The following is a 16464-nucleotide window of genomic DNA, read 5'->3' as shown; positions in this document are numbered from 1 at the left end:
TACACCTACTTTTTAAAACTCATGTCAACGTATCACTCACTAGAATAAAAGTTCACATCTTCCTAATTAATGCTTCTAGTTGAATCTCTTTCAACCAATGTTACTGGAATGGTAGATACTGAAACTTCTTTCACTTTTGTATTTATTTGTTTCAAAAGAACTTCCGCTGCTTTCTCTCCAATTCTATCCATATCTTGCCGAATGGTAGTCAATGCTGGGGAAGTATGTTCTGCTAGTTCAATATCATCAAAACCAATAACGGAAAAGTCATCAGGTACTTTCAAACCAGCTTCCGTAATCGCTTTCATTGCGCCGAAGGCCATGTTGTCACCCGCTGCGTAAATAGCCGTCGGTCGATCATCTAATTGGAGCAATGCTTTCATCGCATTATATCCACTTTCAGTAGAGAAAAGACCTCCATCAGTAATGTATGATTCAGGAATATCTAACTTATGTTGTTCCATCGCACTTATGAAGCCTCTAAGTCTTTCCAATCCAACAAATGTTTTCTCATGCCCTGCGATATGGGCAATTTTTCGGTGTCCTAATGAATACAAATAATCAATCGCCAACTCACTGCCATGAAAATTGTCACTATAAACAACACTTGATTTAGAACTATATAAATCTATCACGACATTTGGAAGAGAGGATTCCATGATTTTCTCTATCTCCACATCATCATAGTTAGAACTAACAACGGCAATTCCATCCACCCCTCGGTGATAAGCATGGTCGAGGTAACTCTTTTGAACTCCACCAACATTTCGAGTCAAGAAAATTAAATCATACCCGCACTGCTCAGCACTTTTCTTAAATCCCTCAATAACTGAGTTGAAAAAGGGGTGTTTGAATCCGACTCCGAGATCTTCTACAAATATAATCCCTAAAGCCCAAGACTTTTTCGTCGTTAACGTTCGAGCCACGGAGTTAGGATAATAATCCATCTCCTGAACGGCTTCCAATATTAATTTCTTTGTCTTTTGACTTACATCTGTATAGTTATTTAATGCTCTAGAAACCGTCGTGATTGAAAATCCAGTCTTTTTCGCAATATCATAAATAGTTGGCATTTTTTCCCTCACCTATTTCGGAAGCGCTTTCGTAAAGTATACCTTGTCCTTAAAATCATTGTCAATGCTTTTTTTCTGAATTGTTCAACAAATAAATCAATTGTCTTACAGCCTTCGACTCTCTCCCAACGTTCAGGTATATTATCTACCCGAACTATTTTAAAATTTTCCCCTCTTAAAAAACTAGTTATTTCCCCTCCTCAATTTAATTCAATGAAAACTTTCCATAGCGCATATAATTCCAAACTATATTCCTACTTTTCAATGCCTTTGTCGAAAAAACACGTTTTATATACAAAAGTCCCGAAAAATAATCCTATCTTTTAGCAAAAAGTCTCTTGTATAATAAAATGTAGTTTCAATTACTATTCGATAGAGGGGAATTTCACATATGCCATACTATAATCTTAAACGGATCTGGACACCTTTGGAGTTTGTGGGAATCAAACTTTTACAAGACCAAGAAAGTAAGCGGATTTTCAGAAAAAATAGGCTGGGTCAATTAAAGAGGTTTTGGTAGATCATACAAAAAAGAGAATACCCTACCAAGAAAAGAGAAATCAATCTACGGACTCTTTTCTTATTGATGCGCGGGTGATGCGTGGGGACGGCTCTCACGTTTCACTCAATGCCACATAAGCCCCCAATTCCCTCACTCAACACATTAGTTATACTTGGCTACATGCTGTATAATGAGAATACATATTAGCTAAACGGATCATTAATGAGGGGCGAATATAATGAAAGTACTAACAATAACGGCTTGGGCAGCTCTATTAGTTATTATTCCTGAGTATGTATTGGGAATGGAAAGAAACATTTACTTTTATCTCCTTGTTATATTGTCTTTCTTTATAGGGGCATTTGCCATCAACTACTTATTTGATAAAAAAGAAAGTATAAAGTGATAAGTGGGGACGGTTCTCGCGCACCACTCAATGCCGCATGAGAACCGTCCCCATTCACCATTCATTCACCCACCACTCATTTACCAAACAGATTTTTTCAAATAGTGGTAAAGGCCATTCTCTTCGTTTGTGTTGTCTGTGACTTCTTGAATTTCCTGTTTCACTTCCTCACTTCCATTCTTCATAACGGCAGACTTTCCTGCGAAATGAAGAAGTGGTAGATCATTGTTCGCGTCACCGACAGCTAATAACTGTGAGTGATCAACAGAAAAATAGTTTAATAGTTTTTTGACACCAGTCGCTTTATTAATTCCCAACGCCATTACCTCAACATTATTGTTCGATGAAGAAGAGGTTGAGAATGGGTATGTGTCTTTTAATTGATAAAGCTCACCTATCCATTTTTTCATTTTTTCAAGATCTTTACTGAAAAAATAGACTTTAATGATTTTTGACTCAGGATATTGTTCAACCCAACTTATCTCCGACTTCACTGCGGCAGTTCTAGATTTCCACTCATGTTCTTCCACCGTTAATCCTTCGGTATAGGTTACTTCATTCACTAAGCTAGCTTTATCTTCTTCAAACACAAAGCGATGCCCTTGGAACGGATGAATTTCATAGTAAAGACCATGACTTCTGGATCGCTTAATTACTTCATCGACAAGATCCCTTTCTACTTCATTTTCAACGAGGATCTCACCCTCCGCTTCAACGACCATCCCATTTCCGCCAACAATGCCATCCACTTTTACTTCATCCGGAAGGACATCTTTCACTTCTTTCAACGTTCTTCCTGTTGCTAAAAATAGACGGATACCCTGTTGACGATATCCCGCTAATAAATCAACCAATTCATGACTGATTTGATGGTTATCATTCAACAGTGTGCCGTCCATATCGAGAGCAATTGCTTTTACCATCATCGTTCACCTTCAACTATATCTTTGATTTTTGCAGCTAATTTTTCCGGACTCAAACCATGCATGTCTAATAGTTCTTCATTTTTCCCACATTCACTGTACTCATTTTGAATGCCTATTCGAGTTGTTTTAACTGGTCGTTTGGAGGAAGTCACTTCGTTCACTAAACTACCAAAGCCATGTCGTACATAGTGTTCCTCTATCGTAATCAGATGTTTGTGATTATGGGCCAAATCTATTATCGTTCTTTCATCTAGTGGTTTTAACGTCGGAAAGTGAACATGAGTAATCAAAATCCCTTCTGCTTCCAAACGCTCCAATGCTCTTTTCACCCTTGGGCTCATAGCCCCAGTTGATAAACAAGCGACTCTATCTCTGTTCTCTCCACGTTTCAACCATTTCGCTTTTCCAATCACGAACTCTTCGTCTGATTCATCTAGAAAATCGACCCCCTCATCTCTAGATAACCTTAAATATGCCGGGCCATCATACTGATTCATCGCCTTCATGATACGTTGAACTTCTTTCGCATCCCCTGGTGAGAAAACGAGCATGTTAGGCAGAGAAGTCATTAGTGCGATGTCTTCAAATGAATGATGCGTTTTCCCTGTATTACTTGTAAGTAACCCACTATAGGATCCTACGAGTTTTACATTTAATTTAGGTTGATCTACACTGACTACCAATTGATCAAAGGCTCTTCTAGTAATAAACGCAGTAAAACTACATGCCCATGGAATCATTCCACATGTCGCTAATCCTGCAGATACTCCAACAAGATTTTGTTCTGCAATTCCCATTTGTAAAAAAGACGATGGATTCTCTTTTTCAACCAATGCAAGTCTTGTGGAATTACCTAAATCTCCATCTAGCGCGACCACTCGTTGATCTTCCAGTGACATCTTCGCTAGCTCCTTACCAAAAACATCTCTCATACTTTTTGTAGAAACAGTCATGACAATCCCTCCTCAAGTTCGCTGATAGCTTGATGATACTCAGCTTCCGTCGGTACTTTAGAATGCCATTGAAAGTTCCCTTCCATAAAGCTAACACCTTTTCCTTTTATCGTATTTGCAATAATAGCGATTGGCTGGTTATTTTCAGTGTTTTTCACTTCTTTAAGAGCAGTTGCTATTTCGTCCAGATTATGACCATCTATCGTCAACACTTTCCATCCAAAAGCTTTCCACTTTTCTGCATGGCATAGCTCAGGAGCTTGCCGGTGAGAAATATCATCTTGTTTCCAACCATATTGCTGTAACCGATTATTATCAATCATCACGACAAGGTTATTTAATTTGTAACGTGAGGCAATAGCTGCCGCCTCCCATACCTGTCCTTCTTGAGATTCACCATCACCAATCATGACATAGGTGCTATACTCTTTTTCTTGCAATTTGGCAGCTACTGCCATCCCAACCCCTGCGGAGATCCCTTGTCCTAAAGATCCTGTCGACATATCGATACCAGGTAACTTCGTCATATCAGGATGAGCTTGGAGGCGTGAGTGCAAATCATCAAAAGTGAATAATTCCTCATAAGGGAAATATCCTTTCAAGGCTAAGGCGACGTAGAGCGCGATACCGGAATGTCCTTTTGATAACACAAATCGATCTCTATTTTCCCAATATGGATGATCAGCTTTCACATTCATCGTATGAAAATAGAGAACAGCCAGCATATCGGCGGCAGATAATGGCCCACCGATATGCCCTTGTTTTTGCTTAAAGACAGTCGTTATAATTCCTTTTCTAATTTCTGTTGCCTTTGTTTGAACGTCCTCCATCAATACTCCTCCTCGCGGGTGACCGAGAGGACGGTTCTTTTGGTTGACCGCAGGAACCGTCCCTCTGGTTAGCTAAATAAGTTAGCTAAAAGACCGATCAATATCCCTATTACTCCGAAGTCCGAATCGCCAAAGGTTGTATTTTCAAACCCTAAACCTCCTAATACCGGAAGTAACAACGCTGGAATGAAACTGATGAGGACACCGTTGGCAAATCCGCCTGCTGCCGCTCCTACTTTACCTCCCGTAGCATTACCAAATACTCCAGCTCCAGCTCCTGTGAAAAAGTGAGGAACAAGGCCAGGAATAATGAGGGCTAAAGAGAAAATCCCTAAGAAAAACATGCTGATTAATCCTCCAAGGAAACTAAACAAAAATCCAATAATGACAGCGGTAGGCGCATAAGGGAAAATAATTGGAACATCAAGCGCTGGTTTTGCACCTGGAACTAATTTCTCAGCGATCCCTCTAAATGCAGGGACAATTTCTGTAAGGATCATTCGAACACCAGCCATAATGATACTAAAGCCAGCCGCAAATGTGATCCCTTGCATGATACCGAACATGATGAAGTTTTGATCTCCCGCATAAGTGGAGACTACATCTGGTCCAGCTACTAATACAAGAATTAAGAACATTGTTACCATCGTAAGAGCCGTAGAAAGTAAAGAATCTCTTAGAAATGATAAATGTTCAGGAACTTTAATGTCCTCTGTGCTCTTCTTTTCATTACCAACCGCTTTACCGACTAACCCGGCTGTAATATAACCAACTGTTCCGAAGTGCCCAATCGCAATATCATTTCCACCTGTTACTTTTCTCATAAATGGTTGAGCAAGTGCTGGCATAAGAACCATGACAAAACCAAGAATAAGGGAACCAACAATAACTAATGGAAATCCTGTAATACCAGCCGTTCCAAGTACTGCCGATAATAAAGCAGCCATAAAAAATGTATGATGCCCAGTTAAAAAGATATATTTTAATGGAGTAAACCTTGCAATTAAAATATTAGCTATAAAACCAAAACCCATAATTAAAGCGGTCTCTGTTCCAAGAGTTTGTTGAGCCAAAGCTACAATGGCTTCATTATTTGGAATAACACCTTGAATGTTAAATCTATCTTGAATAATTCCTCCTAAAGAATCAAGAGATCCTATGATGACACCCGCTCCAGCTCCAAGAATGATAAACCCTATAATACTTTTCGCTGTTCCAGAGAAAATTTTAGCAAACTTTGCTCTTTGTAAAATTAAACCAATCATAACGATTAAACCGACAAGCACTTCGGGTAAACTTAGAATCTCATTCATTAGAAATTCGAAAAATCCCATGATTACTCACTCTCCATTTTAATTATTTGTTATTTTCCAAAAATTCGTCGATTGCTTTTCCTACTTCTTCTTCACTCGCCATATTCATGATCGCTTTGACAGCTGATTTTCCGCCTTCTAATTGGGAGGCAAATTCGTTATTCGTTAAAATCAGATCTGCCTGAACACTTTCTGCTGTTCCGATATCTGTCGCTTCTACTTCCGCATTAATCCCTTTTTTCTGAATAACCCGATCTGCTGTCATTTTCAGCATTAAACTAGACCCAAATCCCATTCCACACACTGCTAATATTTTCATTTTAATTTCCTCCTATTATTTTCTTTCATTGTGACTCCTATTATTTTCTTTCAATATGACTACTATTATTCAAAAATTTCATGTAATTCTTCTTCAGAATTTGTATTCATCATCCGAGTAATCATCTCTTCATTTTCAATCAAAGAGGATATTTCCTTTAATAAATTCAAATGCGATTCCGAGTCTTTTGCCGCTAAACAAATAAATATTTTTGCCTCGGAAGGTTTCTCCGCTTCAGCTTTATCAAAAAATACCATTTCCTGAAACACGGTTACGGATAAACCAATCTCATTTACGCCTTGTTCTGGACGTGCATGTGGAAGAGCCACATTAGGTGCAATCAAAATATAAGGACCTAATTCTTGAATATTAGTGATCATCGCCTCCACATAATTCGTTGTTATTTTCTGTTCTTGTAAAAGGGGTTGAGCACTTATTCTGATCGCATCCATCCAGTTATCAGCTCGTTTTTCCCACTGGATATATCGTTTGTCTACCTTCATTTCTTCCATGTCCTCACCTCGTTGATGTAGTTAACTTTGATTAATTTAAAATGTCTTTCAGTGGGTCTTCATTCATCAGTACTTGATGCAAATATTGTAGTTGAGGAAGATGAGCCTTTTTATCCGGCGTCGCCATAAACAGTACCGCTACAGAATGAAGTTTCCCCTCCACAATGTATGGTTTGTTTAATTGAACCAAACTAAAACCCGGTTTCAACACATTCTCAGAGTCCGTGTGTAAAAATAATAGTCCTGGAACCACTTCATAGATATACTTATCAGAAAACACCGTTCTTTTCATATCTTCTTTAAACCCACTACTCACAAAACCCTCGTTTTCCAACAAGGCAACGCCTAAATCAATGACACCTTCCAAACGAAACGGTTCTTCTTCATACTTCGTCATTCTTTCTTTTGGTATTAACGCGTGTATCGATGGATCTGTTCCATTTTTCACTTCAAAACTTTGCTGATCTTCTAAGTTCGTCATAAAAGACTTGATTTTCTTTAATTCTTCCTTCGTTATGACTGGTTTGACAGTGACATAGGGATAAGGACTATCATGTAATGAAACGGAAGAAATAATAAAGTCAGGCTTCCCCCAGTCATCCTGTTGGTTTAGTTCAGAAATGGATAGCGTTTTCTTCACTTCTATTTGTGGAAAATGCTTTTTCAATGTCGACGTTAATAATCGACTAGTAGCAATCCCACGCGGACACAAAACCCATACTTGATAACGTTGATTCTCAAAAGACGACTCTTCATAGATCGTTGCCATGCTGATCGACATTGAGATAACATCATCCATTAATAGATTTCTTGTGTTCATTTGATGATCTAATAATGTCTCCCAAATATGACTGACAATAAAGGGGTATTGGCCTTCTATATCTTCTTTTAAAGGATGAAGAAAAACGGTATTGTACTTGCTTGCCCATTGAAATTGGCTCCACTCTCGGTACATGTCATTCATTTGACTTTCATTCAAACCTTTTAAGCCTATTCGATTAACGACCTCTTTTATAAAAGTCTTATACGTGAGGTCCTTGTTATAGTTATCCTTATCATCATGAGGAATTCCTCCAATGGCCTTCAAATAGATATACGCGAACTCTACTTCTTCCTCCAACATCGGAATATCAAAACTGCTCGTTAACTCTTTCCACAATTCGTAAAACCAAGTTTCCGGTTCTACCTCTCTAAAGTTCGTTTTAGTAAGAAATTTTCCTGAACGATATCTTTCTAAGTGGAGTGCCCACACTCTAAAGAAAGAAGGAACGGTCTCTTTTGCCTCCATCAATGCTGTACTTGTTTTGAAAATTTGATCCATATCCTTCATCGACAAATGAGACCAGTTTAATTGAGGAATAGGGTTTATTGTATCCCATGAGTTCTCTAATTTTGCCATGACGGTTAATAATGCAAAACGCTTATTTCGCTCTTTTCCATTTACTTTAAATCCTTTTCTACCTCTATCTAGCTTGAGATGAAAAGGCTTCAACCAACTCTCTACGTCTTCCATTTGCTGTAACACCGTTCCCTTGCTCACATCTAACTCTTCCGCTAGTTGCCTCAAAGGTTGCCAACTTTGATTAATGATAAGTTCATGAACAATGAGCAATAAACGATCTTTGATAGAAATAGATCTTCCAAAGAAATTAAGAGAGTCATAAATCTGTTTTATTTTCTCAGAATCTGGATACTCCTTCAGATGCCATAACCCTCGTCCCGATTGATGTTCTAATAAAACATCAAACTCCTTCAACCAACACGAAATATTTTCCACGTCGTATCGTATTGTTCTTTCACCTACATCGAACATATCTTCAAAATCTTTTATTTTAAATTGAGTTCTACCATCCAAAATCATTTGAACTAACTGCCTTTTTCGACTGTTCATTACATTCACCTCCCTTCTTGTTAAATTGATTATAAACCTATCCAAGAGATTTTTGAATGCGCTTACATTACGTATCTTTTCAGAATTGTTTGAACTTAAATAATCGTAAAGGGCGAGTGGGTAACGGGGACGGTTCTCGTTCGGCAAAAGGAGGAACGGGGAGGAGGAACAGGGACGGTTCTCGCGCGGCAAAAGTCGGCTGTTAAGTTCAATTTAGGTGGTTAATTGAAAATCAATCATAATAAAATCTTGAACATTCGAGGTCATAAACAATGGATGACTTCCATTAGACCTTACCTATGGCCTTGCGTCTTTGAAAGAATTTCATTAGAGTAATTCAGGAGAAATAGTAGTGCTATAAAACAATATAGCAGTCGATTCGATGAATTCGACGAACTAAAAATTAATGCCCCATATACTATTAAAGTGCTCATAAAAACGAAAAAAATCCCAAAAACCTTCAGAAAGCTAACTCATTCCGAAAGGTTTATACTTCTTTCTTTATACGCATGCCAACACATCTCCCAGTTAACTCTTGAATTATTTTCCTATAAAAACCGAATGGTGCCAGCAAAAACAATGTGTTATCCAACTTCAAAAGAACAAAAGAAGCGCAAACTAACGCTTTTCAGTTAGTTTGCGCTTCTTTCATATTATAAGTGAGAGCTCTTTTGCCGCATAAGAACCGTCCCCATTCACCACCTTTGCCGCATAAGAACCGTCCCCATTCACCACATTCACCACTCATTCACCACAACCACCACTCTCCACTATTCCACTTCTTTACGAACTAGCCGTTGGATAATGTGCTGTGATATAGGGTTTGTTTTCAATGTTTGAAGAAGTTTCCAAGTTGTTACATATACTGTTCCTTTACCGTGAAGCTGCCGTAGAAATGATCCGCCAACTTGACCGATCCAGCCTTCGAAATAAACGCCAAGAATATCACTATTTTCAGCGTATTGACTATTTCCAAACAAGTAAACAGTTCTACCACCTTCTTTACTATAATCAGAAAATGGAACAATATAATCAGGATAGATCCCTTCCATCTCCCAGCCCATCTCTTTTCTTAGAGGTAGGTCGTCAAAAAAGGTCGTATTTATAGCCTGCATGGAAGAGGTACGCTGCCAGCTTTCTGCAGGAGGTAATTTTTTAAACGAGTAAAATCCCTTCTCTTCGATCTCATCTCCGTTTTCTGCGAAAAACAGAACCATCTTCCCTTCTTTTGCTCCTTTTGCCACTTCCGCAGTCCATTCGGCTGCCAAAACAACATCCGCTTCATCGATCGAATCAGTCGCTACTGCTCCCGATTGTTCCAAGACCTCAACAGTCTCTTTAGACAAGGCTACTGGCCAAAAACGATAGTTAAAATGATCCACTGTTGGGGCAAACATCATTTCTTCTGTCACGTACCACGTATTCCCCACTTCTTCCGATAACCGGATACGCATTTCTTTTAATTCAGGCTGGATCACCTCTGGAACCGTAAAACGGATAGCCTTATCTAGCTTAACGACTGGCGCCTCGCTGAAGTCAACAGACACAGAACCTTTTAATGGAGTATCTGAAATTTCCCAATAAAGTTCTCCTTTCAGCTTCCGGTTACTATGGTTCGATATCGTAATATCGATTGTAACAGAATCTCCGCACATGGCATTTCTATTTGAGATATCTGCGATCACAGCCACTTCTCCGTTAAATGTCAGCATCTCTTCTGATGAAAATTTCGGCTCACGTAAATAATCCAGCCACCCGTTTGTTTCCCACTCTACATCTGTAAATTCCGTCACAACATAACCTGTTAACTCTTCTCGTTTTCTCATTTCTTGTATTAATGATTTTACTCCACGGAACATTCTACTCCGCGACGTTTTAGCAAGCTCCTCGAAATCACCGAAGATTTTATCCAAGCCAAACTTCTGGAAATTTAGCTCTGCCGTTTTGGGAGATTTATAATCTTCGTTATGAGTTTCATCTCCTTGATTTAGAAACCACCATGGTTCTGCCTCGTAATGTTCGATTAAATTATCGACACTCGGAAGCCCCCACATACCAAATTCAGAAACGATGACCGGTTCCTTTCTTGACTCATATCCATGAACAAAATTTGCTTCCTTATTTCCAACAATAAATGTATCCAAATCTTTTTCCCATTCGCTTTTTTGCTCCGGCAACGTGAAATAACGGTGGTAGTCATTTATATCTGTCTTCACATGGACCCATCCTGAATTATCACAAATCAAACGAGTGGGATCGATTTTTTTAATTCGTTCGTACAATTCCTCCACGTGTATCTGTTTATCTTTGTCTTTAGAAAGGGTCCATTCAAGTCCCCATTCCTCGTTATACAAAGACCAAATAATAATAGAAGGATGATTATAATCCCTTTCGATCATCGCTTCTAACTCTTTTTCAAAACGTTTCCTCCCTTGCTTCGTCCATTTAATATAATTGGGAGGTTCCGCCCATATTAACATCCCCATGCGATCTGCCCAATAAAGATATCTAGGTATTTCAATTTTGATATGTTTTCTGAGCATATTTAAACCCATTTTTTTCGCTTCTTCTATTTCATTGATAATATAGTCATCAGACGGTGCTACATAAATTGTATCTGGATAATATGCTTGATCTAGGGCCCCACGAATATATAATGGCTTGTGATTGAGATAGAGCGTTCCATCTTCAAATGAAATGTGCCGCATGCCAAAAATAGCTGATTTCTGGTCTCCATTTTTAAGCTCTCCTTGAATCTGATACAACGCAGGATGCTCAGGGGACCACTTTTCTGACCCTTTCATGGAAACGACATAGGTCGTTTGTTTATCGAGCAAGGACACTTGAACCGGCTGTCTCGTTTCTTTCTTGCTATCATCTGGATATGACAGACACATCATATCCATCACCACAGGTTCAACTGGTTTTTCTGACAACGTTACGGTAACTTTCGCTTCCTCTTTATCTATATCAGGCGCGACATGGAGGCTTTCTATGAAAATCTCATTCTTCTCTTCCAACCATACATCTTGCCAAATACCGCTCACTCTCGTATACCAGCTGCCTTGTTTTCCGATAGGAATCTCCGCATTATCTTGAGGATCGTAAACTTTTACGACGATACGCTCCTTGCCTGAATGATTTAACTGATCCGTAATATTAAAGGAAAAAGGAGTAAAACCACCTTCATGTCTTCCTGCAAATTGACCATTCACCCAAATGACTGCTTCATAATCCACTGCTCCAAAATGAAGAAAGAGTTTTTTGCCTGCATCGAGTTTTTCACTAGTAAACTCTTTTTCGTACCAGGCCATCCCGGTATAATGAATAAGCTCCCCCCCTTCTCTTTGCCAAATATGTGGTACTTGTACTTCCATTCCTTCTGGAAGCGCCTGAAACCAACTGTTCGTTTCTCCAGACTGCGCTGGATCTTGTTTAAATTTCCAAACCCCATTGAGGTCAATTGTTTTTCTCATATCTGTCCCTCCATACTTTACTTAATACCTGTCATTGCAACCCCTTTAATGATTTGTTTTTGGAAAATTAAGAAAAATATTAATGCAGGTATACTTGCTAGAACATTTGCAGCCATCGGTACTGTTAAATCTGTCGTAAAGCTACTTTGGAAAGTTGGGATTGCCACCGGCAAAGTCATCATACTTTGATCATTGGCCACAAGAAGAGGCCAAAGGAAGTTGTTCCACGATTGAACAAATACGAATATTGCCAGAGCCGCCATGGAAGTTCGAGAAAGCGGTAAAAAAATACTCCACCATATTCTGAACATATTCGCACCATCAATTTTTGCTGCTTCCATCAGTTCATTTGGTATGCCATCATAAAACTGTTTTAAAATCAACACACCAAGTGGTAAGGCAATTCCTGGGAGAATCAGCGCAGGATAGCTATTTACCCATCCTAAATTAACAATCATTTCAAATAACGGAACGACCGTTGCTTCCACTGGAACCATCAAACCAGCTAATATGAGTAAAAACACAAACGTTTTTCCCTTAAAAGGGATTCTCGAAATGGCAAACGCTGCAAGGGAACTAAATAAGAGCGTTCCTGCGGTTTGAATAATAGCAACAAACACACTGTTGATAGTCCATCTCCAGATCATCGAAGATTCCTGCACCCTTATATAACTTTCCACTCCGTAAGGTGGAGTGAGCAACTCACTCACGACCGTTACAACGGAATTGATAGGTTTAAAAGATACCCAGAACATCCAAATGATTGGAATCAACATAAAAGCTACCAGACCATAAGCTACGATATATACCAAAATACGGGATCTTTTTTTTCTGTTTTTCATACAGATTCCCCCTTATGCTTCTTTCTTAATAAGTAATTTATATTGAATAAACGCAAAGATCATCATCACGAGAAACAGCACATAAGACACGGCAGAAGCATAACCTGGGTTCCAGTTTCTAAAACCTAGTTCATAAATATATTGCACTAATGGACGTGTCGAAGTCCCTGGTCCGCCTCCCGTCATAAGCCAAGGTTGACCAAATAACTTAAAAGAGGCCACCGATTGCAAAATGACGACGAGTGTCAGAACACCGCGCAACGAAGGAAGTGTGATATGCCAGAATTTTTGCCATGCATTGGCCCCATCCATATCCGCTGCTTCATACCATTCATCAGAAATATCTTGAAGACCAGCTAAAAACAACACCATATTAAATCCGACTGTCCACCATAGTGTCGCAACCAAAATAGAAAACCACGCAAGCCCTGTCTCTCCAAGCCAAAAGATTTCCCCTTCAATCAGCCCGATAGACTGAAGAATTTCATTTAATAAACCAGTGTAGGGTTGGAAGATGAAAACAAAGATACTTGTCATAACGGAGATAGACAGCATATATGGAACGAAAAACGCTGCTCTCATTATTGTCGTCCCTTTTAATCCGAGGTTAACTAGCAATGCCATCATAAGACCGAGAACAACAATGGAAGGTGTAGAAATCAACACAAAGATCACAGTATTCCATAGCGCTTCCCAAAAATAAACATCCGTTAGCATCGTTGTATAATTGCTTAACCCAATAAACTCTCGGTCACCTCCAAAACCACCAGTTGTCAAACTGATAATAAATCCTTCAATAATCGGATATACCATAAAAATGAGATATAAAAAAACAAAAGGGAAAAGAAATATCCATGCAGTGATATTCATTTTCCATCTCTCTCTTTTCTTGACCTTGGAAATTTTTTCTCTTTTCTTTGGAAACGCTTTGTTTTTCTTTCCTTCGGTTTTTGACAATTTACAGGCACCTCCCGCTAATAAAGAGGAGGGGAACAAATACATTTGTTTCCCCTCATTAAATTAATTTTGATCGATTGTATTTTGTGCATTTTGTTCCGCTTGTTCTAATCCTTCTTCAGGAGTCATATCACCATTTAACACTTGAGAGAACTGCTGAATCATCACATCATTCACGGCTCCCAGTGACGGGTGATTAGGCATATATTCTACGTCTGCAAGAACTTCCGCATATCCCGGACGATACTCAAGCTCTTGATACTCTTCAGAATCTATGATGGACGGTTTAGCCGGTACATGTCCTGCTTGCGCCCAAAAAGCTCCATTATCAGCTAGCCAATCTGAGAATCTAAGTGCTGCAAGTTTTTGTTCTTCATCGTCTTGAGAAGGTAAAATCAACGTATGAGAATCTCCCCACGTTTTTGCGTTATCAAATAGTTGTGGAATCGGACTTGCTCCAAATTCAAGACTTTCTTCTTGTTCATAATTTCCAGTCGCCCAAACACCAGCAAAGTTAAATGCTGCCCTACCTGAACGGAATAAATCATAAGCATTCGAGACATTCTTAGGCCATAATCCTTCTGTCACCATCATTTCCATTGTTGAAAGTGCTTCTACCCCTTGCTCACTATTCATCGCTGCTTGATCACCATCTATATAACTGCCACCTTGCTGAGCGTTCAACATATACCATATCCAAAATGGATAAACTTCATTTGTATTTGATACAAAAGGAAACACATCGTCGTCAGATACTGTTTCTTCTACAGTTTTTAAATCATTGATAAACTGATCTATTCCTCCGTCCAACTCATACTCTCCATCGTCATTAAGAAGCCCTGCTTCTTCTAAATGCGCTTTGTTGTAATACATGATCAACGCATGCGCATCTAACGGAACCGCATAATGCTGATCATCAAATATCGTCGCTTCTAATTGATTTTCACTAAATTCTCCCCAATCTACTTCTGCTTCTTCCGCTAATCCATCCAGTGCTTCCACATTACCGCTAGGAACTAATTCAATTAGCCTTGAAGCATGTGAAATAGCTACATCAGGACCACTTTGCGAATTCATAGCCGTTCTAAGCTTTGTATAATACTCATCCCATTCAATGTTCAACATACTGACTTCAATATCCTCATGCTCTTCATTAAACTGATTGACGAGACTTTCCATATACTCTCCATCTCCACCGCTGAAAGGAACCCAATAATCAAGTTCAACAGATGAAGCGCTTTCATTTTCATCCGAACTTGTTCCTTCTTCGCCTTCCGCTCCACACGCTGCCAAACTGATTACCATAACAGACATCAACAATACAAATAAATAATTTCTCACGTTTTGTTACCCCCTTAGTTAATGTTGTCTTGCTCAAATTTATTGTAACAGGTTTTATTGTTTTATTCAAACTATTTTGATAATAAAAAAATAAAAAAATACTGTCTTTTCGAAAAAGACAGTTACATAGATTGATCAATTATTGTTAGGAAGTTGCTTGTAACGCATTGTCATAAGCAGGTCTTGGTCGTAATTACCAAATTTAGCACCAAATAAATTTAACCCACCTTTATTGATTGCATCCTCTTTTATTCCAATTTTAACGGAAATAAAAGGAAACTCTTGTATTTTTAAGTCATTAATTGTGATTCCTCTATTTAATTTCACCCCATCTAGAAAACACCCATTTTTTGTTATGATGAATTTTTTTAGGATGCCATGTTGTGTATAATTTTTTAACCACCATTCAGGTGTGTTAAAACCTCTCTCTCCACCAAAGTCACTTGGTGAGGTCCACGTTCCAACTTCTTCACCATTCACCCATACCGTAATATCAGACGGCCAGTCTTTTTTATGGTAAGGGGCTTCGGAACAAAGTTCTGCGATAATCTCAAGCTCTGTCGCCTCCGTACCATGTGGCAACCGATTAGGAAAGCGATATTCTACAAATCCGTCTCTGAAAAACAATAGTTGCGCCATTTTTCTACCTGGTTCATAAAAAGATCTAGGATCATCTTGCATCCCAATATAATCATGTTCCCCTACAATCCCACAGCTCGGTTCCACGCGGCAGTCGACAAATTCACCAATCGGCATTTCTATGACTACCTCATTTTTGTTATCTCCATTTTCATTATGAAACAATTCAAGCATAATTCGATCATAGTTAATCGTATTTACTTTTTGCGATCCTCTTCCTGGAACCATTTCAGTAGAAATTAACTGGACGTCTTCCAACTTTTTCACGTTGGCTGCAGTTGTAGAAAACGGAAGATTTAATTTTTCTGCAAGCTCATTCACGTTATGAGGCTTTTCGCTCAAGATTCTGAGAATTTCTATTCTATGTTTATTTGCGATTGCTTTTGTTATCTCCAGTGCATTATCAAAATTCAACTGCAGTGTCTTCATCAATGACCACCCTTTTATTACAAGTTTTTATATAATAATTATAGCGGTATAAACA

At 38.8% G+C, this 16464-nt stretch carries 14 protein-coding genes; 1 reads left to right on the top strand and 13 read right to left on the bottom strand.

Annotated features, from left to right (window positions below; genetic code table 11):
• Positions 1–62 precede the first annotated feature (62 nt).
• Entirely contained in the window at positions 63–1073 is a 1011-nt protein-coding gene (locus QDN89_RS13645) for a LacI family DNA-binding transcriptional regulator (RefSeq protein ID WP_280770703.1), read from the bottom strand.
• A gap of 740 nt (positions 1074–1813) precedes the next feature.
• Between QDN89_RS13645 and QDN89_RS13640 the strand changes: the two genes are divergently transcribed.
• Positions 1814–1981, top strand: a complete 168-nt coding sequence (locus QDN89_RS13640; RefSeq protein WP_280770702.1) for a hypothetical protein — start codon at positions 1814–1816, stop codon at positions 1979–1981.
• Between the two features lie 80 nt (positions 1982–2061).
• Here QDN89_RS13640 and QDN89_RS13635 read toward each other — a convergent pair whose 3' ends face one another.
• The 12 genes from QDN89_RS13635 to QDN89_RS13580 form a co-directional block, all read right to left on the bottom strand.
• Positions 2062–2904, bottom strand: coding sequence for an HAD family hydrolase (locus QDN89_RS13635; RefSeq protein WP_280770701.1), 843 nt, complete (start codon positions 2902–2904; stop codon positions 2062–2064).
• Entirely contained in the window at positions 2904–3860 is a 957-nt protein-coding gene (locus tag QDN89_RS13630; protein WP_280770700.1) for a transketolase family protein, read from the bottom strand. The genes QDN89_RS13635 and QDN89_RS13630 overlap by 1 nt, the downstream gene beginning before the upstream one ends.
• A complete protein-coding gene (locus QDN89_RS13625) occupies positions 3857–4690 on the bottom strand; it encodes a transketolase (RefSeq protein WP_280770699.1) in 834 nt (277 codons plus the stop codon). The genes QDN89_RS13630 and QDN89_RS13625 overlap by 4 nt, the downstream gene beginning before the upstream one ends.
• A 68-nt stretch (positions 4691–4758) precedes the next feature.
• On the bottom strand, positions 4759–6024 hold the full coding sequence (locus QDN89_RS13620) for a PTS ascorbate transporter subunit IIC (RefSeq protein ID WP_280770698.1): 1266 nt from the start codon (positions 6022–6024) through the stop codon (positions 4759–4761).
• 22 nt (positions 6025–6046) lie between these two features.
• Complete coding sequence (locus QDN89_RS13615; protein ID WP_280770697.1) at positions 6047–6322, bottom strand: PTS sugar transporter subunit IIB; 276 nt, start codon at positions 6320–6322, stop codon at positions 6047–6049.
• A 65-nt stretch (positions 6323–6387) separates the two neighbouring features.
• Positions 6388–6834 (bottom strand): PTS sugar transporter subunit IIA, encoded by a 447-nt coding sequence (locus QDN89_RS13610; RefSeq protein WP_280770696.1) that lies wholly within the window; start codon positions 6832–6834, stop codon positions 6388–6390.
• A 31-nt stretch (positions 6835–6865) separates the two neighbouring features.
• Positions 6866–8725, bottom strand: coding sequence for a BglG family transcription antiterminator (locus QDN89_RS13605; RefSeq protein WP_280770695.1), 1860 nt, complete (start codon positions 8723–8725; stop codon positions 6866–6868).
• Between the two features lie 770 nt (positions 8726–9495).
• Positions 9496–12201 carry a glycoside hydrolase family 2 protein gene (locus QDN89_RS13600; RefSeq protein ID WP_280770694.1) on the bottom strand — a complete coding sequence of 902 codons (2706 nt, stop codon included), beginning with the start codon at positions 12199–12201 and terminating at the stop codon, positions 9496–9498.
• Positions 12202–12218: 17 nt separating this feature from the next.
• Positions 12219–13043, bottom strand: coding sequence for a carbohydrate ABC transporter permease (locus QDN89_RS13595; RefSeq protein ID WP_280770693.1), 825 nt, complete (start codon positions 13041–13043; stop codon positions 12219–12221).
• Positions 13044–13055: 12 nt separating this feature from the next.
• A complete protein-coding gene (locus QDN89_RS13590; protein ID WP_280770692.1) occupies positions 13056–14000 on the bottom strand; it encodes a carbohydrate ABC transporter permease in 945 nt (314 codons plus the stop codon).
• Between the two features lie 63 nt (positions 14001–14063).
• Positions 14064–15341: an ABC transporter substrate-binding protein gene (locus QDN89_RS13585; protein ID WP_280770691.1), complete on the bottom strand. Its 1278-nt coding sequence runs from the start codon at positions 15339–15341 to the stop codon at positions 14064–14066.
• 135 nt (positions 15342–15476) lie between these two features.
• Positions 15477–16409 carry an ArsR/SmtB family transcription factor gene (locus QDN89_RS13580; protein ID WP_280770690.1) on the bottom strand — a complete coding sequence of 311 codons (933 nt, stop codon included), beginning with the start codon at positions 16407–16409 and terminating at the stop codon, positions 15477–15479.
• Between the last annotated feature and the right edge of the window lie 55 nt (positions 16410–16464).

It is taken from the genome of Salipaludibacillus daqingensis, assembly GCF_029891575.1.
GTDB classification, from domain to species: Bacteria; Bacillota; Bacilli; order Bacillales; family Salisediminibacteriaceae; genus Salipaludibacillus; species Salipaludibacillus daqingensis.
Note: the sequence above shows the minus strand (reverse complement) of the source record. Positions and strands in the feature narration are given on the sequence as shown.

Excerpts from the sequence above, each read along its gene's own strand:
- QDN89_RS13645 (WP_280770703.1), bottom strand. The coding sequence starts at position 1,073 with ATGCCAACTATTTATGATATTGCGAAAAAGACTGGATTTTCAATCACG.
- QDN89_RS13640 (WP_280770702.1), top strand. The coding sequence starts at position 1,814 with ATGAAAGTACTAACAATAACGGCTTGGGCAGCTCTATTAGTTATTATT.
- QDN89_RS13635 (WP_280770701.1), bottom strand. The coding sequence starts at position 2,904 with ATGGTAAAAGCAATTGCTCTCGATATGGACGGCACACTGTTGAATGAT.
- QDN89_RS13630 (WP_280770700.1), bottom strand. The coding sequence starts at position 3,860 with ATGACTGTTTCTACAAAAAGTATGAGAGATGTTTTTGGTAAGGAGCTA.
- QDN89_RS13625 (WP_280770699.1), bottom strand. The coding sequence starts at position 4,690 with ATGGAGGACGTTCAAACAAAGGCAACAGAAATTAGAAAAGGAATTATA.
- QDN89_RS13620 (WP_280770698.1), bottom strand. The coding sequence starts at position 6,024 with ATGGGATTTTTCGAATTTCTAATGAATGAGATTCTAAGTTTACCCGAA.
- QDN89_RS13615 (WP_280770697.1), bottom strand. The coding sequence starts at position 6,322 with ATGAAAATATTAGCAGTGTGTGGAATGGGATTTGGGTCTAGTTTAATG.
- QDN89_RS13610 (WP_280770696.1), bottom strand. The coding sequence starts at position 6,834 with ATGGAAGAAATGAAGGTAGACAAACGATATATCCAGTGGGAAAAACGA.
- QDN89_RS13605 (WP_280770695.1), bottom strand. The coding sequence starts at position 8,725 with ATGAACAGTCGAAAAAGGCAGTTAGTTCAAATGATTTTGGATGGTAGA.
- QDN89_RS13600 (WP_280770694.1), bottom strand. The coding sequence starts at position 12,201 with ATGAGAAAAACAATTGACCTCAATGGGGTTTGGAAATTTAAACAAGAT.
- QDN89_RS13595 (WP_280770693.1), bottom strand. The coding sequence starts at position 13,043 with ATGAAAAACAGAAAAAAAAGATCCCGTATTTTGGTATATATCGTAGCT.
- QDN89_RS13580 (WP_280770690.1), bottom strand. The coding sequence starts at position 16,409 with ATGAAGACACTGCAGTTGAATTTTGATAATGCACTGGAGATAACAAAA.